This is a genomic window from Streptomyces bungoensis, from assembly GCF_001514215.1.
GTDB classification, from domain to species: Bacteria; Actinomycetota; Actinomycetes; order Streptomycetales; family Streptomycetaceae; genus Streptomyces; species Streptomyces bungoensis.
On record NZ_KQ948879.1, the window covers coordinates 33,282 to 53,750 of the forward strand.

Sequence of the window (20,469 nt, forward strand, 5' to 3'; positions counted from 1 at the left end):
CCTACGCCATGGCCTCCTCCGGTTCGCCGCTCGTCCTCGGTTCCGTCAGCCGCACGTCGGCCATGTCCCGGTGCGCCGGATCCCGTACCTCGCCCACCAGCAGTTCGAGCACGTCCTCCAGGGCCACCAGGCCCAGCACCTTGCCGTTCGCGCCCGCCACCTGGGCCAGGTGGGTGGCCGCCCGGCGCATGACGGTGAGGGCGTCGTCCAGGGGAAGCTCGGAGCGCAGGGTGGTCATCGGGTGCCACAGGTGCTGGGGCACCGCCCGGTCGGAGTCCTCCAGGTCGAGGACGTCCTTCACGTGCACGTAGCCCATGAAGGAGCCCTTCCCCGCCGTCACGGGGAAACGGGAGTAGCCGGTGCGTGCCGTCAGCGCGACGATCTCCCCCGGGGTGACCGACGGGGTCACCGTCACCAGGGACTCGCGGCGCAGCAGGACGTCCGTCACCGGGCGCGAGCCCAGTTCCAGCGCGTCCTCCAGGCGCTCCTGCTCCTCGGGGTCGAGGAGGCCCGCCTGGCCGGAGTCCTCCAGGAGGCGGTTCAGCTGCTCGCTGGTGACGACGGCCTCCACCTCGTCCCGGGGCTCGACGCGGAAGAGCCGCAGGATGCCCCGGGCGCAGGCGCCGAGCGCCGCGGTGATCGGCCTGCACAGGCGGGCGAAGGCGACCAGGCCGGGGCTGAGCCACAGGGCGGCCTTCTCGGGTGCGGCCATGGCCAGATTCTTCGGCACCATCTCGCCGATGACCAGGTGGAAGAAGACCACCGCGGCGAGCGCGATGACGTATCCGAGCGGGTGGACCATTCCGTCGGGCAGCCGGACCGCCGCGAACAGCGGCTCCAGCAGGTGCGCCACCGTCGGCTCGGCCACGGCGCCGAGCGTCAGGGAGCAGACGGTGATGCCGAACTGGGCGGCGGCCATCATCTGCGGCAGCCGCTCGAGCCCGTACAGCACCTGCCGGGCCCGCGCCGTGCCGAGCGGCTCGATCTGGCTGCGGCGGACGGAGACGAGCGCGAACTCGGCGCCGACGAAGAAGCCGTTGGCGAGGACGAGGAGCGCGGCGAAGAGCAGTTGGAGGACGCTCATCGGGCGGCCTCCATGACGTTCGCGGCCGGGGCGCTGCGGACCAGGCGGACGCGTTCGGCGCGGTAGTGGCCGACCTGGCGGACGGACAGCCGCCAGCCGGGCAGCTCGGCCCGGTCGCCGGGGGCCGGGATGCGGCCCAGCAGGTCGGCGACGAGTCCGGCGACGGTCTCGTACGGCCCCTCGGGCACGGCGAGGCCGATGCGCCGCAGGGTGTCGACCCGGCAGCTGCCGTCCACGTCCCAGGCGGGCCGGCCCTCCTCCGGCGGTGCCGGGGCGAGCTCGGGCACGTCCTTGGCGTCGTGCTCGTCGCGGACCTCGCCGACGAGTTCCTCGACGATGTCCTCCAGGGTGACCACGCCGGCCGTGCCGCCGTACTCGTCGACCACGACGGCGATGGGCTGCTCGCTGCGCAGCCGCGCGAGCAGGGGCTGCACCGGCAGGGTCTCGGGGACGAGGAGCGCCTTGCGGGCGATGCGGGTCACGGGGGTGCGCAGCCGGTCGTGCGCGGGGACCGCCAGGGCGTCCTTGAGGTGGGCCATCCCGACGATCTCGTCGATCTTCTCCCGGTAGACGGGGAACCGGGACAGGCCGGTGGCGCGGGTCAGGTTGACCACGTCCTCGGCGGTCGCCGAGTCCTGCAGGGCGCTGACCTTCACGCGGGGGGTCATGACGTGCTGTGCGGTCAGGTCGCCGAGGGACAGGGTGCGCACGAAGAGGTCGGCGGTGTCCTGCTCCAGGGCGCCGGCCTGCGCGGAGTGCCGGGCCAGGGACACCAGCTCCCCCGGGGTGCGGGCGGAGGCCAGCTCGTCGGCGGGTTCGACGCCGAGGGCGCGCACCAGCCGGTTGGCGACCGTGTTGAGCACGGCGATCACCGGGCGGAACAGCCGGGAGAAGTGTGCTTGCGGCCCGGCGACGAAGCGCGCGACCTGCATCGGCCGGGACACGGCCCAGTTCTTGGGCACGAGCTCGCCGACCACCATCTGGATCGCCGAGGCCAGCAGCATGCCGGTGACCACGGCGACACCGGGGACGGCGCCCCGGGGGATGCCGATCGCGGTGAACGGGCCGTGCAGCAGCCCGGCGAGCGCCGGTTCGGCGAGCATGCCGACGACGAGGGAGGTGATGGTGATGCCGAGCTGGGTGCCGGAGAGCTGGAAGGACAGTTCCTTCAGCGACTCCACGACCGCGTCGGCGCGCTTGTCGCCCTCGGCCGCGGCCTGCTCGGCGTCCGGGCGCTCGACCGTCACCAGGCCGAACTCGGCCGCCACGAAGAATCCGTTGGCGAGGATGAGCAGGAAGGCAGCTGCCAGGAGCAGCAGGGGGGTGGTCATGATGCCGCCGCCTCCAGGTCCGCGCGGACGCGGTCCGCGGTATGTCGGGAGGGGGCGGCGCAGGTACTACAGGACGATCCGTCCATCGCCGGAGAGGGTCACTCCTCGGGTAGCAGGAACCCCTGGGCGCCGGGCGGCACGCAGGGGCGGAGGCGCAGCGAGGAGCGCCTCCCACACCAGGTTAATCAAGACAGGGCCCGCCGTGGCAGGGTGAAGGCCCCGACTCAGCCCTGATCTTCCCCACCGGGGGGCGCCGTGTGCGCCTCGGCGAGGGCCCGCAGGGCGCGCGCGTCGGCGATGGCCCGCTGTTTGGCCAGGCCGGGCTGGATGCCGAGGGCGGGGAGGCTGGTGCCGTCGCTGAGGTCGAGGAACACCCAGGGGTCACCCGGGCGGAGGTTCACCCTGAGGATCTCCGCCCAGGCCAGACGCCGCTTGCCGGTGATGTTGACGACCGTGACGCCGGACTCGTCGGCGACGACCTTCACCCGGGCGAGCTGGGCCAGCACCCAGAAGATCAGCGCCCCGGTGACGACGAAGCTGAGCCGCTCCCCCGGGCCGAGCTGCTCGAGGAGCATCGCGACCCCGGAGATCACCACGAAGATGACGACGCCGGCGGTGAGCAGGATCGCCCTGGTGTGGCCGGGCCGGAAGGTGACGGGCAGGGTGGGCAGGTCGGACATGGTCGTGCGGGTCCCTCAGAGGCGGCAGGCGTGGATGGCCGTGGTCAGGATGGCGCGGGCGCCGATCTCGTACAGGTCGTCCATGATCCGCTGGGCCTCCTTGGCGGGGACCATGGCGCGGACGGCGACCCAGCCCTCGTTGTGCAGCGGGGAGACGGTCGGCGACTCCAGGCCCGGGGTCAGCGCGACGGCCTTCTCCAGCTGCTCGACGCGGCAGTCGTAGTCCATCATCACGTACGTCCGGGCGACCAGGACGCCCTGGAGGCGGCGCAGGAACTGCTGGACCTTGGGTTCCTCGGCGTCGGCGCCGGTGCGGCGGATGACGATCGCCTCGGACTTCATGATCGGCTCGCCGAAGACCTCCAGGCCCGCGTTGCGCAGGCTGGTGCCGGTCTCGACGACGTCGGCGATGACCTCGGCGACGCCCAGTTCGATGGCGGTCTCGACGGCGCCGTCCAGGTGGACGACGGAGGCGTCGACGCCGCGGTCGGCCAGGTGGCCGGCGACGATGCCCTCGTAGGAGGTGGCGACCGTCCGGCCCTTGAGGTCCTCGACACCGCTCGCGGTGCCGGGCTTGGCGGCGAAGCGGAAGGTGGAGCGGGCGAAGCCGAGCGGCAGGATCTCCTCGGCACCGGCTCCGGAGTCGACCAGCAGGTCGCGGCCGGTGACGCCGATGTCGAGGCGGCCGGAGGAGACGTAGATCGCGATGTCGCGCGGGCGGAGGTAGAAGAACTCGACCTCGTTCACCGGGTCGACGATCCGCAGCTCCTTGGACTCCCGGCGCTGCTGGTAGCCGGCCTCATGCAGCATCTCCGCCGCAGGGCCGGACAGGGAACCCTTGTTCGGGACGGCGATGCGCAGCATGAGGTCGGCTTCCTTCGTGTGACGGGGGTTGGTCTACGGCGTGTTCGGCAGGGGGATCACAGGTGGGCGTAGACGTCGTCCAGGGAGATCCCGCGGGCGACCATCATCACCTGGACGTGGTACAGCAGTTGCGAGATCTCCTCGGCGGCCGCCTCCCTGCCCTCGTACTCGGCGGCCATCCAGACCTCGGCGGCCTCTTCGACGACCTTCTTGCCGATGGCATGAACGCCCTTGCCGACCAGCTCTGCGGTGCGGGAAGTGGCGGGATCGCCGTGGGCGGCCTTGTGCTGGAGCTCGGTGAAGAGCTCCTCGAACGTCTTCTTGGACATGGTGGTCCTTACCCTACGCGCTCCGGCCGGTGCCTCAGTGCCAGGGTTCGGATACTGAGCGAAGTGTGGCCGCGGTCGACACAGCCGCGATCACCGCCTCGTGTCCCTTGTCCTCGTTCGACCCTTCCAGACCGGCCCGGTCCAGGGCCTGCTCGTCGGTGTCGCAGGTGAGCACGCCGAAGCCGACCGGGACGCCGGTCTCCACGGAGACCTGGGTGAGTCCCTGGGTGACGCCCTGGCACACGTAGTCGAAGTGGGGGGTGCCGCCGCGGATGACGACGCCGAGGGCGACGACCGCGTCGTAGCCGCGGCTCGCCAGGACCTTGGCGGCGACCGGGAGTTCGAAGCTGCCGGGGACCCGGATCAGCGTCGGCTCGTCGATCCCCAGTTCGTGCAGGGCGCGCAGGGCGCCGTTCACCAGGCCGTCCATCACCTGCTCGTGCCACTGCGCCGCGATGACGGCGACCCTGAGGTCGCTCGCGCCCCGTACGGACAGCTCCGGTGCACCCTTGCCGCTCACGTCTCTCCTCAGTGCGTTCTTGCTTACTGGTTGCCGCAGGTGGCCGCGGGGGCCGCCACGGCCGGTGTGTCGAGCCAGGGCAGGTCGTGCCCCATCCGGTCCCGCTTGGTGCGCAGGTAGCGCAGGTTGTGCTCGCCGGCCTGGACCGGCATCGGCTCACGGCCGGTGACCTTCAGGCCGTGGCGCAGCAGCGCCTCGCTCTTCTCGGGATTGTTGGTCATCAGGCGGACCCCGCGCACGCCGAGGTCCCGCAGGATCTGCGCGCCGGCGCCGTAGTCGCGGGCGTCGGCGGGCAGGCCGAGTTCGAGGTTGGCGTCGAGGGTGTCGTGGCCCTGCTCCTGCAGTTCGTAGGCCCGCAGCTTGGACAGCAGGCCGATGCCGCGTCCCTCGTGGCCGCGCAGGTAGACCAGCACTCCCCTGCCCTCCTCCTGGATCCGCCGCAGGGAGGTGTCCAGCTGGGGGCCGCAGTCGCAGCGCAGGGAGGAGAAGACGTCCCCGGTGAGGCACTCGGAGTGCACGCGGACCAGGACGTCCTCGCCGTCGCCGATGTCGCCGTGGACGAGCGCGACGTGCTCGACGCCGTCGACGGTGGAGCGGTAGCCGTAGGCGGTGAAGGTGCCGTGCCGGGTGGGCAGGCGGGTCTCGGCCTCGCGGCGGACGGTGGGCTCGCTCCTGCGGCGGTAGGCGATCAGGTCCTCGATGGAGATGATCGTCAGGCCGTGCTTGCGGGCGAACGGGATGAGCTCGGGCAGGCGGAGCATGCGGCCGTCCTCGCCGGCGATCTCCACGATGGCGCCGGCCGGGCGGAGCCCGGCGAGCCGGGCGAGGTCGACGGCGGCCTCGGTGTGGCCGTTGCGGGCCAGGACGCCGCCGGGCCGGGCGCGCAGCGGGAAGACGTGCCCAGGCTTGACGAAGTCGCCGGGCCGGGCGTCGCCGCTCGCGAGCAGCTGGAGGGTGGTGGCGCGGTCGGAGGCCGAGATGCCGGTGGTCACGCCGTGCGCGGCGGAGGCGTCCACGGAGACGGTGAAGGCGGTCTTCATGGACTCCGTGTTGTCCTCGACCATCTGCGGCAGCCGCAGCCGGTCGAGCTCCTCGCCCTCCATGGGCGCGCAGATCAGGCCGCGGCACTCGCTCATCATGAAGGCGACGATCTCGGGGGTCGCCTTCTCGGCGGCGACGACGAGGTCGCCCTCGTTCTCCCGGTCCTCGTCGTCCACGACCACGACCGGGCGGCCGGCCGCGATGTCGGCGACGGCCTGCTCGACGGGGTCGAGGGCGAAGTCCTCGATGTCGTCCGTGCGGTGGAGGATCGGTGCGGAGGTCATGCCGGCGCTCCTTCCAGAACGGGCTGCGCGCTCTTGCGGGAGCGCAGCCACCAGTCGCGCATGCCCCACAGGACGAGTGCGCCGTAGATGACGTAGACGAAGCCGGAGAATGCGTAGCCGTTGGCGAAGTTGAGGGGCACGCCGACGACGTCGACGAGCAGCCAGGCGAACCAGAACTCGACCATGCCCTTGGCCTGGGCGTACATCGCGACGATGGTGCCGACGAAGATGTAGGCGTCCGGCCAGGGGTCCCAGGAGAGGCTGGGGTAGGCCTGGAAGAGGAGGGCGACGGCGACCGTGCCGGCGGCGGCCGCGGCCACCATCGCCACGCGCTCGCGCCAGGTGGCGAACCGGGGGACGATGTGGCCGTCCGCGGCGCGGTCCTTGGACCGCTGCCACTGCCACCAGCCGTAGAGCGCCACGGCCATGACGACGGCCTGCTTGCCGGCGCTGCCGGTGAGGTGGCCGTAGAAGGCGGCGAACAGGACGAGGCCGGAGAGGAACTGCACGGGCCAGGTCCACAGGGAGCGGCGCCAGCCGAGGGCCAGGGTGATGAGGCCGAGTATGTTGCCGGTCATGTCCGACCAGATGATGCGCTGGCCGAAGAGCGTGAACGCCTCGGAGTTGAGCCAGTTCACCGGCCGGCCCCCTGACCGGCCGCGAGCAGCCGCTCCACGTACTTGGCGATGACGTCGACCTCGAGGTTGACCGGGTCGCCGGCCTGCTTCACGCCGAGCGTGGTCAGGGCGAGGGTGGTCGGGATCAGGCTGACGGTGAAGTAGTCGGGGCCGGCGTCCACGACCGTGAGGCTGATGCCGTCGACGGTGATGGAGCCCTTCTCCACGACGTAGCGGGCGAGGTCCGCCGGGAGGGAGATCTTGACGATCTCCCAGTTCTCGGACGGCTTGCGCTCGATGACCCGGCCGGTGCCGTCCACGTGGCCCTGCACGATGTGCCCGCCGAGCCGCGCGCCCACGGCGGTGGGGCGCTCGAGGTTGACGCGGGAGCCGACGGTGAGCGCGCCCAGGCTGGAGCGGTTCAGGGTCTCGGCCATGACGTCGGCGGTGAACTCGTCGCCCTCGTGCTCGACGACGGTGAGACAGACCCCGTTCACGGCGATGGAGTCGCCGTGCTGCGCGCCCTCGGTCACGACGGGGCCGCGGAGCCGGAAGCGGGAGGCGTCGCCGAGGTTCTCGACGGCGGTGACCTCACCCAGCTCTTCGACGATTCCGGTGAACACTTCCCGGGTCCTCCTGCCTCTTCGGGCACGGACTCCGGGGCCTGTCGATGACGACAGAATGAAACGGGTGAGCACGCCGTGGAACTGTGTCGACGCCGAAAAGGACCCGTCCGGATGCGGACGAGCCCAGAGACGGCGGCGCGCACACGTGCATGCCGACCCGCCGCGCACTGCCTCCCATCCGGACTTTAACCGTCGGTCCAGGAATTTCACCTGGTCAACCGGCCGCTGGAAGCGACCGGGTCGCGGACTGTAACCGCCGGTTCGGACTTTCACCGACCCCGGAGTGCGCTGCTTCTGGTACAGGGCCAGTGTGCCACGGCCGGCAACCGTCCATGGGGGCGAATGCTGTGGATTGGCTCACAGCATCCTTGCCGGACTTCTCCGACGGGTCGTTAGTCCGGACCATTGACCGAACTGGTCTAGTCCTTTTATGGTGCGAGCGGTCCCGGCGGCGGTGACGAAGGCCCTTGCCCGCCGCCGGGCCGCCAGGTCCCACCCGGGGCTTGTCACCCATCGGGCAGCTGCGCGGGTAGCGGCGGGGCGGCCGCTAACGCTGGTCGGCCGGGGCGAACAGATCGTCCTGGGCCCGGTCCCGGGCGGTGAGCAGGGCTCCGCGCAGGACCGCCGTGCCGCCGAGGCTCCCGGCGCGCACCTCGGTGGCCAGCGGCGACATCCGCCGCAGCCGCTCCTCCACCATCCTCGCGAGCACCGGCCCCCCTGCCTGCCCGACCTCCCCGCCGAGCACCACACACCCCGGGTCCAGCACGGCCACGACGGACGCGGCCCCCACGGCGATCCGGTCGGCGAGGACTTCGAGGAACCGGGCGGCACGGTCCGCACCGGCATGCGCGGGCCTCTCGGCGCCGCGGGGCCCCACGGACGCGGCAGCAGCGTGCCCGCGCACGGCGGACCGCGGCGCCGGGCCGGCCGCAGGCACGGCGGCCGCGCGCACCCCCGGCACCGACGACGGGGCATCGGCTTGTACGGCGTACTCCGCGAGCCTCTCGACCCCTCCGGGCCCGGCGGACGCCGCACCGATCGGCCCGCACGTGGCGGACTCCGGAGCCGGGTCCCCCGTACGTACGTCCGCCGCGTGCACCTCCGGCACCAGAAGCTCGGCGCCTACCGCACCGGCGGCTCCTGCCGCTGCGGCAGCGGCACCGGCGCGCCCGCGCACGGCGGACCGCGGCGCCGGGCCGGCCGCAGCTACGTCGGCCGCGCGCACCCCCGGCACCGACGACGGGGCATCGGCCTGTCGGGCGTCGTCCGCGCCGGCGGCCTCCGCCGCGGCGTCGGCCCGGTCCCCGTCCGGCAGTGGCCGGTCGTGGGCGTCGCGCACGCCGGTTCCGGAGCCGGCCGCAGGGGTTCCGCCGGCCGCCGTCACCGTCGCCACCGCCCCGCGGACCACCTCGGCGGCCCCCGGCCCGTCCGTCACCGCCGCCGTCGGCAGACCCAGCCCCCTCGCCAGGTCACCGATCGCCGCGGCCGCCGCCAGCGAGTGGAAGCCGCCGTCGCAGTCCGTCGAGGAGGGGAGGGAGGCGGTGCCGGGGACGGGGAGGAAGCCGATCTCCCCGGTGCCGCCGGAGGCGCCCCGGCGGAGGGTGCCGTCGAGGACGACCGCGGCGCCGACGCCGTGGCCCAGCCACAGCAGGACGAAGGTGTCGCGGTCGCGGGCGGCTCCTTCGCGCTGCTCGGCCAGGGCGGCCAGGTTCGTCTCGTTCTCGACGGTGACCCGGGCCTCGGGCAGGCGTTCCTGCAGGGTCGCGGCCAGCCGCCGGTGCCAGGCGGGCAGGCCGCCGGAGTCGCGGAGGTCACCGGTGGCGGGATCGATGAGCCCCGGCGCCCCGATGCCGACGGTGTGCAGCCGGTCCGCGCCGGCCTCCTTCACCGCCCGCTCCACCGCCGCCACCGCCAGGTCCACGGCGGGCCCGGTCCCGGTGTCCCCGCCGATCGGCACGGACGCCTCGGCCAGCACCCGCCCCACCAGGTCGGACACCAGCACGAAGACGCCCCCGGTGCGCACGTCGAGCGCGGCCAGGTGGGCACGGTCGGCGACGATGCCGTAGAGCCGCGCGTTGGGGCCCCGGCGCTGCTCGCCGGACTCGCCGACCACCGTGACCAGGCCGGAGGCGGTGAGCCGTTCCACCAGGTCGGCGACCGTCGGCCGGGACAGTCCGGTCAGCTGCTTCAGCTGCCCGGCCGTCAGCGGGCCCTCCTGCTGCAACAGCCCCAGGGCCAGCCGGTCGTTGATGGCCCGGGCGGTGCTCGGTGATGCGGGCATGACGGGCATCCTCCCAGACGCGGGGTGCCGGAATATCCACTATCTATCAGGCAGGGTCCCTGATAGTTTACGGCGGTACTTCACGGCGGTGCCGCGAGCGCGCGGCGGGGAACTCCTCAGGAGGGGCTGGACCATGAGTGAGGCGGACTTCTCACGCGAGGAGGTCAGGCGCGCCCGGTACGCCGTGGCGGCCGTGTTCGCCGTGCACGGCGCGGTGACCGGATCCTTCGCGACCCGCGTGCCCTGGGTCCAGGACCACGCCTCGCTCGGCGCCGGCCAACTGGGGTTCGCGCTGGCGTTCGGCGCGTTCGGCGCGTCCTGTTCGATGCCGCTCGCGGGCCGGATCAGCCACACCTTCGGCAGCCGCACGGCCCTGCGCGGGCTGATCGCGCTGTGGACGGTCTCGCTGATCCTGCCGGCCCTCGCGCCGAACCTGTACACGCTGTGCCTGGCGATGTTCGCCTACGGCGCGAGCGCGGGCATGGCGGACGTGGCGATGAACGCGCTGGGTGTCGAGGTCGAGCGGCGGCTCCACCGGTCGATCATGTCGGGGCTGCACGGGATGTGGAGCGCGGGCGCGCTCGTCGGCTCGGCCGCCGGCACGCTCGCCGCGCACCTCGGCTCGGACGCCCGCGTGCACTTCGCGTGCGCGGCGGCCGTGCTGACCCTGCTCGGCGTGCTGGCCGGCGGCTGGGTCCTCGACGTGCAGCCGACCGAGGACGAGGAGCCGCCGCCCCGCTTCGCGCTGCCGCCCCGCTCGGCCCTGCTGATCGGCGCGGTCGGCTTCTGCGCGGTGTTCGCCGAGGGGGCCAGCCTGGACTGGTCGGCGGTGTTCCTGCGGGATCGGCTCGACAGTTCGGCCGGTGTGGCGGCCGCGTCGACGACCGGGTTCATGCTGACCATGGCGGTGGCCCGGATAGCCGGGGACGCGGTGGTCAACCGCTTCGGCGCGGTCCGCACCGTGCGCGCCGGCGGTGTGCTGGCCGTGCTGGGCGGCCTGCTGGTCGTCGTGGCCGGCAACGCCGCGACGGCGATGACCGGGTTCGCGCTGATGGGGCTCGGCATCGCCGTGGTCGTCCCGCTGTGCTTCGCGGCGGCCGGGCACGCGGGGCCCAACCCCAGCCAGGCCATCGCGGGCGTGGCGACCATCACGTACACCTCGGGACTGGTCGCGCCCAGCCTGATCGGCGGAGTGGCGCAGGCGACCAGCCTGATGGTCTCGTTCTGCGTCGTCACGGCGCTGGCCTGCGGGCTGGCCGTGTTCGCGGGCGTGCTGCGCACCGCCGAGCGGGCGGGCCGCGGCGAGGTCAGCCTGCAGGACGCAGCAGTTCCCGGCCCACGGCCCTGAAGGCCTCGCTCCAGGGGGCGGGCCGCAGCGTCGCCGCGTCCAGCCGGACCAGCACCCGGGAGCCCCGCGCGTACGTCTGCGTCCCGTCGGCCGAGCAGAAGCGGAAGCCGTAGGTGAGCCCGGTGTTGCCGAGCCGTTCCAGCCAGAGGTGGACGGCGTAGGTGCCCGGGCGGGTCACCGGGGCCTCGTAGCCGATGCGCAGCTCGCGGACCGCGTTGCAGGCGTCGCCGGCGGCCTGCCAGTCGCCGTCGAAGCGGACGCCGTGCCCGCTCCACAGCTCGGTCCAGGCGCGCTCGACCATCAGCGGGTAGCGGGCGTTGTGCAGGAGCCCGAGCGCGTCCAGGTCGTCGAAGTGGACGGTGACGGGGATCAGCCGGCCGTAGGAGACGGTGGGGGCGGTCGGGGCTTCGGCGGTCACGAGAGGGGCTCCTGAACGTTGCTGGCGGGGCGTGCTCACCCCCGGGCACATCCGAGTCTAAGCGACCGCTCAGGAGACCCCCGCCGGGAAGGCCGCTGGTCAGACCGGCCCCTCCCGCCCCGGCAGCCCGGCACCGCACCCCTGACAATGGGGTGGACCGTCTTCACGTACGTAAGAAAGCGAAACCCCACCATGGACCTCGGCGTGCGCTGGAAGCTGCACGGTGACGGGCGTACGCCCGCGCCCGGAGCGGTGGTACGCCCCGACGAACGGCTCTCCTGGCCGCGCACGGTGGGCCTGGGCGCCCAGCACGTCGTGGCGATGTTCGGGGCGTCGTTCGTCGCCCCTGTGCTGATGGGCCTCGATCCGAACCTCGCCATCATGATGTCGGGCGTGGCGACCGTGATCTTCCTGCTCGCCACCCGCGGCCGGGTGCCGAGCTACCTGGGCTGCTCCCTGTCGTTCGTCGGCGTGGCCGCCGTCATCCGCGCCCAGGGCGGTACGAGCGCGACGGTGACCGGCGCGGTCCTCGTGGTCGGTGCCGTGCTGTTCCTGGTGGGGCTCGCGGTGCAGCGCTTCGGGGCGCGGATCATCCACGCCGCGATGCCGCCGGTCGTCACCGGCGCGGTCGTGATGCTCATCGGCTTCAACCTGGCCCCGGTGACGGCGTCGACGTACTGGCCGCAGGACCAGTGGACGGCGCTGCTGGTGATGTTCTTCACCGGCCTGGCCGTGGTCGGCCTGCGCGGCTTCTGGTCGCGCATCGCCATCTTCCTCGGCCTGGTCTTCGGCTACGGCATCTCCTGGGCCTTCGACCGGATCTTCGGCAGGATCCACTCGGTGGACGCGAGCGGCAAGCTCACCGACCACTGGCGGCTGGACCTGTCCGGCGTCTCCAAGGCCGACTGGATCGGCCTGCCCTCCTTCCACGGGCCGTCGTTCCAGTGGTCGGCGGTCCTGGTCGCGCTGCCGGTCGTCATCGCGCTGATCGCGGAGAACGCGGGCCACGTCAAGGCGGTCGGCGAGATGACCGGCCAGTCACTGGACGACAAGCTCGGCACGGCGATCTCGGCCGACGGCGTGGCCTCCGTGCTGTCGACCGCCGTGGGCGGCCCGCCCAACACCACCTACTCCGAGAACATCGGCGTGATGGCCGCGACCCGCGTCTACTCCACCGCCGCCTACTGGGCCGCCGCCGGCTTCGCGCTGCTCTTCGGCGTCTGCCCCAAGTTCGGCGCGGTCGTGGCGGCGATCCCGGGCGGCGTCCTCGGCGGCATCACGGTCATCCTGTACGGCATGATCGGCCTGCTCGGCGCGCAGATCTGGCTGCACGCCGGAGTGGACCTGCGCAACCCGCTGAACCTGGTGCCGGCCGCCGCGGGCATCATCATCGGCGTCGGCAACGTCACCCTGAAGTTCACCGACCACTTCTCGCTCAGCGGCATCGCGCTCGGCACCCTGGTCGTCATCACCGGCTACCACGCGCTGCGGGCCTTCGCGCCCGCGCACCTGAAGCAGCAGGAGCCGCTGCTGGACGAGGGCACGTCCGCGTACGACGAGAGCGCCGAGCGCGCCGAGCCGTAGGCACGGGGCGGACCGCCGGCCCGCCCCCGCGTTCCCCCGTTCCGGGGAAGCGCCGGGCCGGTCGCCGTGCGGGGCGGTCCGGGACTGGGACCCTTCCCCCATGGCGCAGCTGGAACACTTCACCGCCCCCGTCGGCACCGTGCTCACGCGGATGCGGGCCCTCGACGCGGAGTTGCCCGAGCGGGACGGGGTCGCCGTGTTCAACCGCGTCTACCTCGCCGTCACCGAGGAGGTCGTCCGGGGCCTGGCGGCCGGGGAGTTCACCGACCCGCGGGCGGCGAGCGCGCTGGACGTGCGGTTCGCCGAGCGGTACCTGGCGGCGGTCGACGCGGTGGCCGGCGGGCACCGGCCGCCGGCCTGCTGGCGGCCGCTGTTCCAGTTCCGGCGCCATCCCGGCGTACGGCCCCTGCAGTTCGCGCTCGCGGGCGTCAACGCGCACATCGGGCACGACCTGGCGCTCGCCGTGGTGGACGCCTGCCGCACCCTCGGGTGCGAACCGGCCGCCCTGGAGGGCGAGTTCGAGCGGGTGGGCGAGCTCCTCGTCGCGCTGGAGGAGCGGGTCCGCGAGGATCTGATGCCGGGCCCCGACCTGCTCCAGGTCGCCGATCCGCTCACCCATCTGCTGGGCTCCTGGAGCCTGGAGCGCGCCCGGGAGGCCAGCTGGGCCGCGGCCCGGGCGCTCTGGGCGCTGCGCCACTGCGCGGACGTCGCCGAGGAGTTCACCGAGCGCCTGGACGCGGCCGTCGGTTTCGCGGGGCGCATGCTGCTCACCCCGCTCCCCGACTGAGCCGCCTCCGGGCGGCTGCCGCTCAGTCCTCGGGGAGTTCCACCGGGGCGATGTCCTCGTAGACGTCACCGGGGCCGGGGTTGGTCGCGTCGGTCGCGCCGCCGAAGTGGTGCATCACGCCCCAGACCGCGTTGAGCGCGGTCTGCACGGCGCCCTCGGCCCAGCCGGCCGTCCAGGAGATGTCGTCGCCGGCCAGGAAGATGCCCCGCTTGTCCTCGGGCAGCCGGTCCTGCATGAAGTGCGTGAACAGGCGCCGCTGGTAGCGGTAGTGGCCGGGCAGGTTGGCCTTGAACGCGCCCATGAAGTAGGGCTCGTTCTCCCAGGAGACCGTCACCGGGTTGCCGATGACGTGCTTCCTGATGTCGACCTTCGGGTAGATCTCGCCGAGCGACTTCAGCATGACCTCCATCCGCTCGTTCGCGGACAGCGGCAGCCACTTCAGGCTGTCGTCGCACCAGGTGTAGGACAGGCAGATGACGGCGGGCTTGTCCGGGCCGTCGTCCAGCAGGTAGGTGCCGCGGGTCATGCGGTCGGTGAGCGTCATCGACATGACGTCCCGGCCGGTCTCCTCGTCCTTGTCCAGCCAGAACGGCCGGTCGACGGGCACGAAGAGCTTGCTGGACTCCATGTAGTGGGTGCGCTCGATCGCCGTCCAGTGGTCGATCGGGAAGAGCGAGTCGTCGCAGGCGATCTTGGACAGCAGCATCCAGGACTGGGCGGTGAAGATCGCCGCCCGGTACGTGCGGATGTCGCCGCCCGCGTCCGTGACGGTGATCCGGTTGCCGGCGGTGCGGTGCAGCCGGGTCACGGCCGGGCGCGGTTCGCCGTCGACGTGCAGGGACTTCAGCGAGGTGCCGTAGGGCCAGTGGACGATCTTCTCCGGCTCGCGCTCCCAGAGCCGGAGCGGCAGCTGCTGGGAGCCGCCGACGATGCCGCGGTGGTGGTCGTCGGCCTCGGTGTAGACGACGCGGAGGATCTCCAGGATGGAGTTCGGGAAGTCGGTGTCCCAGCCGCCGGTGCCGAAGCCGACCTGGCCGAAGATCTCGCGGTGCCGGAAGGACTTGAAGGCCTCGGAGTCGCAGAGGAAGCCGTAGAAGGTCTGGTTGTCGAGCTTCTCGACCAGCTTCGCCCAGATCTCGCGGATGCGCGGCACGTCCCGCTCGCGCATGGCGCGGTTCATGTCGGAGAAGTCGGCGCCCTCCTCCAGGCACTTGTTCCAGGCCGCGGCGACGTCCCGGTAGACCTGGGGCAGGTCGTCGATGGTCTCGGCGTAGTGCGACTCGCCCTTGAGGTCGACCACGGTGGACGGGGTCGCCTCGGCCAGCGGGTTCGGGAACGGCCTGGTCTCCAGGCCGACCAGGTCGATGTAGTGCTGCAGGGCGGTGGAGGACGGCGGGAAGCGCATGGCGCCCATCTCGGCCGTCAGCGACTCGTCGCAGCCCTCGAAGCCGACGGTGCGCAGCCGGCCGCCGAGCTGGTCGGCCTCGTAGACGACGGGCTTGAGGCCCATCTTCATCAGCTCGTACGCGGCGACGACGCCGGACAGGCCGCCGCCGATGACGGCGACCTCGGTGCCGTGCTCGGTCGCGGGGACCTGGCCGAGGCCGGCCGGGTGGGCGAGGAAGTCGTCGTAGGCGTAGGGGAAGTCCGGGCCGAACATGGTGATCGGCGGCTGCTGCTCGTCGGCGTGCTCGACGGCGTTGGGCACCGTGGAGGTCATGGGGTACGGACTCCTTGCGCGGGGTGGTTCGGGGAGGGGCTCAGGGGGCTCGGGGGATTCAGGCCAGGGACCCGTACAGGCCGGGGCGGCGGTCCTTCAGGTACGGGTTCGCCTCGCGGGAGGCCGCCAGGAAGGCGGGGTCGGCGTCGGCGAACACCAGTTCCTCGCCGCGTCCGGCGCGGGCGCGGGCGACGCCGTCGGGACCGGCCAGGACGGACAGCCCGACGAACTCGAAGTCGCCCTCCGCACCGGCCCGGTTGACGTACGCGACGTACATCTGGTTCTCCCAGGCCCGCACCGGCACGAGGGACTCGGCGACGAACTGGAAGGGGTGCATCTGCGCCGTCGGCACGACGAGGAGATCGGTGCCGGCCAGGGCGTGGGCGCGGACGTTCTCCGGGAACTCGACGTCGTAGCAGATCATCAGGCCGACGGTCAGGCCGTTCAGCTCGGCCTGGACGACGGGCTGGTCGCCGGGCGTGAAGTGGTCGCGCTCGAAGCCGCCGAAGAGGTGGGTCTTGCGGTAGTTCGCGAGCCGGGTGCCGTCTGCGGAGATCAGCTGGGCGGAGTTGTAGACCGTGTCGCCGTCCCGCTCGGGGTAGCCGTAGGCGATGGCCAGGCCGTGCCGGGAGGCCAGCCAGGCGATCGCGTCCGCCGCGTCGCCGTCGGCGGGCTCGGCGAGGCGGCCCACGCCGTCGCCGATCGCGTAGCCGGTGAGGAACATCTCCGGCGCGACGAGCAGCGCGGCACCCGCGGCGGCGGCGCGGCCCGCGGCCTCGTCGAGGACCTTGAGGTTCTCGACGGTGGAGCCGGGGCGGCCGGAGCTCTGGAGCAGGGCGGTGCGCATGCGTGTCCTCACCGGAAAAGGGTGGTCTGGGGTCAGTTAGAAGGTACGGTCGGCGCGCTCGGCCGGACAAGAAGGAGCCGTTGCGCGCCGGTGCGCGGTTCGTTGCGTGCCGAGGGCCCCGGACGGCGATTCGTTGCGCGTCCCGGGACCGGGCCGCGGCCCGGCCGGGGGAGGGTGCCCGTCGGGCGTGCCGGGCGGGGAAACACCGGCGCCCCGCGGCGGTGGGGCCACGGGGCGCGGGGTGCGGCGGACGAGGTGCGCCGGGGAGGTGGGTCTAGCCCGGCGCCCCGGAGGAGAAGCGGCGCAGGAGGGGGGAGAGCACCAGCACGGACTTGGTCCGCTCCACGAAGGGCTCCCCCGCGATGCGCTCCAGCACCCGTTCGAAGTGACGCATGTCGGAGGCGAAGACCTGGGCGATCGCGTCCGCGTCGCCGGTGACGGTGGACGCGGCCACGACCTCCTGGTAGCGCTCCAGGCCCCGCTGGATGGTCTCGGGCGAGGTGTTGCGCCGGCAGTAGATCTCGATGTAGCCCTCGGTCTCCCAGCCGAGTGCCGCCGGGTCCACCCGGACGGTGAACCCGGTGATGGCCCCGGTGGCCCGCAGCCGGTCCACGCGCCGCTTCACGGCGGGCGCGGACAGCCCCACCATCTGCCCGATGTCCGCGTAGGACCGGCGGGCGTCCTCGGCGAGGGCGTGCACGATACGTTCGTCGAGGTCGTTCAGCACGGCGGGTGGTTCATTTCTCCGGGTCGGTCACTTCCGCACCGCCACCGTGACGTCGTCACCGGTCGCGAGGCGGGAACGGCGGTAGCCGTACAGGAAGTAGAACACGAGCCCGACGGCCATCCAGACACCGAACACGACCCAGGTGACGGTGGACAGGCTGCCCATCATCCACACGCAGAAGGCGAAGCCGAGCGCGGGCAGCACCGGCGAGAGCGGCACGCGGAAGGTGCGGTTCATCTCCGGGCGGGTCCGGCGCAGCACCACCACGGCCACGTTGACCAGCGCGAAGGCGAACAGGGTGCCGATGCTCGTGGCGTCGGCCAGCCGGCCCAGCGGGACGGCGGCCGCGAGGACGCCGCAGAACAGGGAGACGATCACCGTGTTGGCGCGCGGCGCGCCGGTCTTCGGGTGGACCCTGGCGAACACCTTGGGCACCAGGCCGTCGCGGGACATGGCGAAGAGGATGCGCGTCTGGCCGTAGAGCACGGTGAGGACGACGCTCGCGATGGCGATGACCGCGCAGAAGGCCAGCAGGGTGCCCCAGAAGCTCTGGCCGGTGACGTCCGTCATGATCTGGGCGAGGGCGGCCTCGGAGTCGTCGAACGTCCGCCACGGCTTGGCGCCGACGGCGACGGCGGCGACCAGCACGTACAGGGCGGTCACGATGACCAGGGACAGCATGATGGCGCGGGGCAGGTCGCGCTGGGCGTCCTTCGCCTCCTCGCCGGCGGTGGAGGCGGCGTCGAAGCCGATGTAGGAGAAGAACAGCGTGGCGCCGGCCGCGCTGACGCCCGCCATGCCCAGCGGCATGAAGTGCGCGTAGTTGCCGGACCTGAAGCCCATGAAGCCGATGGCGCAGAACAGCACCAGCGCGGCGATCTTCACGCACACCATGACGGTGTTCGCCCGCGCCGACTCCTTGGCGCCGCCGAGGAGGAACACCATCGCGAGGACCACGACGATCAGGGCCGGCAGGTTGAAGACACCGCCGTCGACGCCCGGCGGGTTGGCGAGGGCGTCCGGAATGGTGACGCCGATCGTGCCGGACAGCAGCTCGTTGAGGTACTCGCCCCAGCCGACGGCCACGGCGGCGACCGAGACGCCGTACTCCAGGAGCAGGCACCAGCCGCAGACCCAGGCGATCAGTTCGCCCATGGTTGCGTATGCGTACGAGTACGAGGACCCGGAGACCGGGATGGTGCCCGCCAGCTCGGCGTAGGAGAGGGCCGAGAACAGCGCGGTGAGGCCCGCGATCACGAAGGAGAGGGTGACGGCCGGACCGGCCTTGGGGACGGCCTCGCCGAGCACGACGAAGATGCCGGTCCCGAGGGTCGCACCGATGCTGATCATGGTCAGCTGCCACAGCCCGAGCGAGCGCCGCAGCGCCCCGCCCTCACCCTGGCCGCCCTCCGCGACCAGGCGTTCCACGGGTTTGCGGCGCATGAGGCGCGCGGCGACGCCCGGGGACGCGGGGACGGCCGTTCTGGGGTTCTGCGGGGGTGCGCCTTGGTCGAGCACGCGCTGGCTCCTTGTCGCCGCCGGTCGGTGCGCGCGGAGACCGGCGGCCGCCTGCCGGGGCAGGGACCACCGAGCGGAAGTCCCCGCCGCGTTGCGTACAGCGCAGCACCCTACGGGGCCCGGCTTCACGGGCGTAATGCAGCAAGCTTGCGCATGCCCGCATGATCATTGCGTTCATCGGGGAGGGATGCCCATTCGTTGCGCCCGGGCTGTCGACCGTTGCGCGACGCCTTCGCCGGCCTGGCTCCCCGCCCCCCGCACGCGGCTGGGGGCGGCCATGCCGACGGCCCCCGCCCGTCCCGGGAGACGGGACGGGCAGGGGCCGTGCGGGGCCCTGCGGGAGGGAGCGCGGGGGTCAGTTCCAGCTGGCGTGCAGCGGCTTGCCCTCGGCGTAGCCGGCCGCGCTCTGGATGCCGACGATGGCCTTCTCGGCGAACTCCTCCAGGGAAGCGGCACCGGCGTAGGTGCAGGAGGAGCGGACGCCCGCGATGATCGAGTCGATCAGGTCCTCGACACCCGGGCGGGCCGGGTCGAGGAACATCCGGGAGGTGGAGATGCCCTCCTCGAACAGCGCCTTGCGGGCACGGTCGTAGGCGGACTCCTCCGAGGTGCGGTTGCGCACGGCACGCGCGGAGGCCATGCCGAACGACTCCTTGTACAGGCGGCCGTTCGCGTCCTGCTGGAGGTCGCCCGGCGACTCGTAGGTGCCCGAGAACCAGGAACCGATCATCACGTTGGAGGCGCCGGCCGCGAGGGCCATCGCCACGTCGCGCGGGTGGCGGACACCGCCGTCGGCCCAGACGTGCTTGCCGTACTTGCGGGCCTCGGCGGCGCACTCCAGGACGGCGGAGAACTGCGGCCGGCCCACGCCGGTCATCATGCGGGTGGTGCACATCGCGCCGGGGCCCACGCCGACCTTGATGATGTCCGCGCCGGCGTCGATCAGGTCCTTGACGCCCTCGGCGGAGACGATGTTGCCCGCGGCGATCGGCACCTGCGGGTCGAGCGCGCGCACCAGCCGGATGGCGCTGATCATCGACTCCTGGTGGCCGTGCGCGGTGTCGATGACGAGCGTGTCCACGCCCGCGTCGAGCAGCTGCTTGGCCTTGCCGGCCACGTCGCCGTTGATGCCGACGGCGGCGGCGACGCGCAGCCTGCCGTTCCTGTCCACGGCCGGGGTGTACAGCGTGGCCCGCAGGGCGCCCTTGCGGGTCAGGATGCCGGCGAGCCGGCCGTCCTCGTCCACGGCCGGGGCGTAGCGGCGGTTGTGCGTGTCGAGGGTGTTGAAGGCCTCGCGCGGGTCGATGCCGGCGTCCAGCAGCAGCAGGTCCTTGGACATGACCACTTCGAGCTGGGTGAAGCGGTCGACGCCGCTGAGGTCCGCGTCGGTGACGACGCCGACCGGCCGCTGCTCCTCGTCGACGACCACACCGGCGTTGTGCGCGCGCTTGGGCAGCAGGGCGAGCGCGTCGGCGACGGTCTGGTGCGGGGCCAGCACGATCGGGGTGTCCAGCACCAGGTGGCGGCTCTTCACCCAGGAGACGACGTCCGTGACCACGTCGATCGGGATGTCCTGCGGGATGACCACCAGGCCGCCGCGCCGGGCCACGGTCTCCGCCATGCGGCGGCCGGCCACGGCGGTCATGTTGGCGACGACCAGCGGGATGGTGGTGCCCGTGCCGTCCGGCGAGTCGAGGTCCACGCCCTGACGCGAGCCCACCGCGGAGCGGCTCGGCACCATGAACACGTCGTCGTACGTCAGGTCGTACGCGGGCTGGATGTCATTGAGGAAACGCACGTGCTGCACATCCCAGTCGATCAGAGGTGACCCCCCGACGGGTGCGCCGAGGGGAAAAGAGCACG

19 protein-coding genes, 1 pseudogene and 1 riboswitch are annotated in these 20,469 nt (G+C 72.6%); of the genes and pseudogenes, 3 read left to right on the forward strand and 17 right to left on the reverse strand.

Translation table 11 applies throughout. The features are described from left to right. Position 1: 1 nt before the first annotated feature. The 11 genes and pseudogenes from AQJ66_RS34675 to AQJ66_RS40480 form a co-directional block, all read right to left on the reverse strand. Positions 2-1,084 (reverse strand): hemolysin family protein, encoded by a 1,083-nt coding sequence (locus AQJ66_RS34675; RefSeq protein WP_061930271.1) that lies wholly within the window; start codon positions 1,082-1,084, stop codon positions 2-4. Further along, positions 1,081-2,415, reverse strand: coding sequence for a hemolysin family protein (locus tag AQJ66_RS34680; RefSeq protein ID WP_061930273.1), 1,335 nt, complete (start codon positions 2,413-2,415; stop codon positions 1,081-1,083). The genes AQJ66_RS34675 and AQJ66_RS34680 overlap by 4 nt, the downstream gene beginning before the upstream one ends. A 224-nt stretch (positions 2,416-2,639) precedes the next feature. Continuing rightward, on the reverse strand, positions 2,640-3,095 hold the full coding sequence (locus tag AQJ66_RS34685) for a PH domain-containing protein (RefSeq protein WP_061930280.1): 456 nt from the start codon (positions 3,093-3,095) through the stop codon (positions 2,640-2,642). Positions 3,096-3,110: 15 nt separating this feature from the next. After that, positions 3,111-3,959 carry an ATP phosphoribosyltransferase gene (gene hisG, locus AQJ66_RS34690; RefSeq protein ID WP_061930283.1) on the reverse strand — a complete coding sequence of 283 codons (849 nt, stop codon included), beginning with the start codon at positions 3,957-3,959 and terminating at the stop codon, positions 3,111-3,113. Positions 3,960-4,015: 56 nt separating this feature from the next. Beyond that, the gene (locus AQJ66_RS34695; protein ID WP_061930286.1) at positions 4,016-4,288 is read right to left on the reverse strand and encodes a phosphoribosyl-ATP diphosphatase; all 273 of its coding nucleotides are present in this window, start codon (positions 4,286-4,288) and stop codon (positions 4,016-4,018) included. A 34-nt stretch (positions 4,289-4,322) separates the two neighbouring features. Next, positions 4,323-4,808: a 6,7-dimethyl-8-ribityllumazine synthase gene (gene ribH, locus AQJ66_RS34700; RefSeq protein WP_061930288.1), complete on the reverse strand. Its 486-nt coding sequence runs from the start codon at positions 4,806-4,808 to the stop codon at positions 4,323-4,325. A gap of 23 nt (positions 4,809-4,831) precedes the next feature. Further along, on the reverse strand, positions 4,832-6,133 hold the full coding sequence (locus tag AQJ66_RS34705) for a bifunctional 3,4-dihydroxy-2-butanone-4-phosphate synthase/GTP cyclohydrolase II (protein WP_061930291.1): 1,302 nt from the start codon (positions 6,131-6,133) through the stop codon (positions 4,832-4,834). Then, positions 6,130-6,771, reverse strand: coding sequence for a nicotinamide mononucleotide transporter family protein (locus tag AQJ66_RS34710; protein WP_061930294.1), 642 nt, complete (start codon positions 6,769-6,771; stop codon positions 6,130-6,132). The genes AQJ66_RS34705 and AQJ66_RS34710 overlap by 4 nt, the downstream gene beginning before the upstream one ends. Then, complete coding sequence (locus tag AQJ66_RS34715) at positions 6,768-7,373, reverse strand: riboflavin synthase (protein ID WP_061930296.1); 606 nt, start codon at positions 7,371-7,373, stop codon at positions 6,768-6,770. Before AQJ66_RS34715 ends, AQJ66_RS34710 begins: the two co-directional genes overlap by 4 nt. 163 nt (positions 7,374-7,536) lie before the next feature. Further along, positions 7,537-7,667: riboswitch (FMN riboswitch) on the reverse strand. 256 nt (positions 7,668-7,923) lie between these two features. Next, positions 7,924-8,769 (reverse strand): ROK family protein, encoded by an 846-nt coding sequence (locus AQJ66_RS41095; protein ID WP_425264328.1) that lies wholly within the window; start codon positions 8,767-8,769, stop codon positions 7,924-7,926. Next, a pseudogene (locus AQJ66_RS40480) lies at positions 8,755-9,657 on the reverse strand (ROK family transcriptional regulator); the annotation flags it as partial. The gene AQJ66_RS41095 and the pseudogene AQJ66_RS40480, both read right to left, overlap by 15 nt. A gap of 133 nt (positions 9,658-9,790) precedes the next feature. Here AQJ66_RS40480 and AQJ66_RS34725 point away from each other — a divergent pair. Beyond that, positions 9,791-11,005, forward strand: a complete 1,215-nt coding sequence (locus AQJ66_RS34725; protein ID WP_061930301.1) for an MFS transporter — start codon at positions 9,791-9,793, stop codon at positions 11,003-11,005. On the opposite strand, the gene AQJ66_RS34730 is transcribed toward AQJ66_RS34725, so the two are convergent. Next, the gene (locus AQJ66_RS34730; RefSeq protein ID WP_061930304.1) at positions 10,965-11,423 is read right to left on the reverse strand and encodes an acyl-CoA thioesterase; all 459 of its coding nucleotides are present in this window, start codon (positions 11,421-11,423) and stop codon (positions 10,965-10,967) included. The genes AQJ66_RS34725 and AQJ66_RS34730 overlap by 41 nt on opposite strands. Before the next feature lie 192 nt (positions 11,424-11,615). Here AQJ66_RS34730 and AQJ66_RS34735 point away from each other — a divergent pair, with 192 nt between their 5' ends. Continuing rightward, entirely contained in the window at positions 11,616-13,007 is a 1,392-nt protein-coding gene (locus AQJ66_RS34735; protein WP_061930307.1) for a uracil-xanthine permease family protein, read from the forward strand. A gap of 100 nt (positions 13,008-13,107) precedes the next feature. Further along, positions 13,108-13,794 carry a DUF5995 family protein gene (locus tag AQJ66_RS34740; protein ID WP_061930310.1) on the forward strand — a complete coding sequence of 229 codons (687 nt, stop codon included), beginning with the start codon at positions 13,108-13,110 and terminating at the stop codon, positions 13,792-13,794. A 22-nt stretch (positions 13,795-13,816) separates the two neighbouring features. On the opposite strand, the gene AQJ66_RS34745 is transcribed toward AQJ66_RS34740, so the two are convergent. The 5 genes from AQJ66_RS34745 to AQJ66_RS34765 form a co-directional block, all read right to left on the reverse strand. Next, positions 13,817-15,514: a flavin monoamine oxidase family protein gene (locus tag AQJ66_RS34745; protein WP_061930312.1), complete on the reverse strand. Its 1,698-nt coding sequence runs from the start codon at positions 15,512-15,514 to the stop codon at positions 13,817-13,819. A 58-nt stretch (positions 15,515-15,572) separates the two neighbouring features. After that, positions 15,573-16,361 (reverse strand): carbon-nitrogen hydrolase family protein, encoded by a 789-nt coding sequence (locus tag AQJ66_RS34750; protein WP_061930315.1) that lies wholly within the window; start codon positions 16,359-16,361, stop codon positions 15,573-15,575. 274 nt (positions 16,362-16,635) lie between these two features. Next, positions 16,636-17,088, reverse strand: a complete 453-nt coding sequence (locus AQJ66_RS34755) for an Lrp/AsnC family transcriptional regulator (RefSeq protein ID WP_030343799.1) — start codon at positions 17,086-17,088, stop codon at positions 16,636-16,638. 27 nt (positions 17,089-17,115) lie between these two features. Continuing rightward, positions 17,116-18,606, reverse strand: a complete 1,491-nt coding sequence (locus tag AQJ66_RS34760) for an amino acid permease (protein WP_061930318.1) — start codon at positions 18,604-18,606, stop codon at positions 17,116-17,118. Positions 18,607-18,961: 355 nt separating this feature from the next. Beyond that, complete coding sequence (locus AQJ66_RS34765) at positions 18,962-20,404, reverse strand: GuaB1 family IMP dehydrogenase-related protein (protein ID WP_061930341.1); 1,443 nt, start codon at positions 20,402-20,404, stop codon at positions 18,962-18,964. Between the last annotated feature and the right edge of the window lie 65 nt (positions 20,405-20,469).

What these genes read in the sequence shown, in the direction of transcription:
- AQJ66_RS34675 (WP_061930271.1), bottom strand. Translation starts at nt 1,084, where the DNA reads ATGAGCGTCCTCCAACTGCTCTTCGCCGCGCTCCTCGTCCTCGCCAAC.
- AQJ66_RS34680 (WP_061930273.1), bottom strand. Translation starts at nt 2,415, where the DNA reads ATGACCACCCCCCTGCTGCTCCTGGCAGCTGCCTTCCTGCTCATCCTC.
- AQJ66_RS34685 (WP_061930280.1), bottom strand. Translation starts at nt 3,095, where the DNA reads ATGTCCGACCTGCCCACCCTGCCCGTCACCTTCCGGCCCGGCCACACC.
- hisG (WP_061930283.1), bottom strand. Translation starts at nt 3,959, where the DNA reads ATGCTGCGCATCGCCGTCCCGAACAAGGGTTCCCTGTCCGGCCCTGCG.
- AQJ66_RS34695 (WP_061930286.1), bottom strand. Translation starts at nt 4,288, where the DNA reads ATGTCCAAGAAGACGTTCGAGGAGCTCTTCACCGAGCTCCAGCACAAG.
- AQJ66_RS34705 (WP_061930291.1), bottom strand. Translation starts at nt 6,133, where the DNA reads ATGACCTCCGCACCGATCCTCCACCGCACGGACGACATCGAGGACTTC.
- AQJ66_RS34725 (WP_061930301.1), top strand. Translation starts at nt 9,791, where the DNA reads ATGAGTGAGGCGGACTTCTCACGCGAGGAGGTCAGGCGCGCCCGGTAC.
- AQJ66_RS34735 (WP_061930307.1), top strand. Translation starts at nt 11,616, where the DNA reads ATGGACCTCGGCGTGCGCTGGAAGCTGCACGGTGACGGGCGTACGCCC.
- AQJ66_RS34740 (WP_061930310.1), top strand. Translation starts at nt 13,108, where the DNA reads ATGGCGCAGCTGGAACACTTCACCGCCCCCGTCGGCACCGTGCTCACG.
- AQJ66_RS34745 (WP_061930312.1), bottom strand. Translation starts at nt 15,514, where the DNA reads ATGACCTCCACGGTGCCCAACGCCGTCGAGCACGCCGACGAGCAGCAG.
- AQJ66_RS34750 (WP_061930315.1), bottom strand. Translation starts at nt 16,361, where the DNA reads ATGCGCACCGCCCTGCTCCAGAGCTCCGGCCGCCCCGGCTCCACCGTC.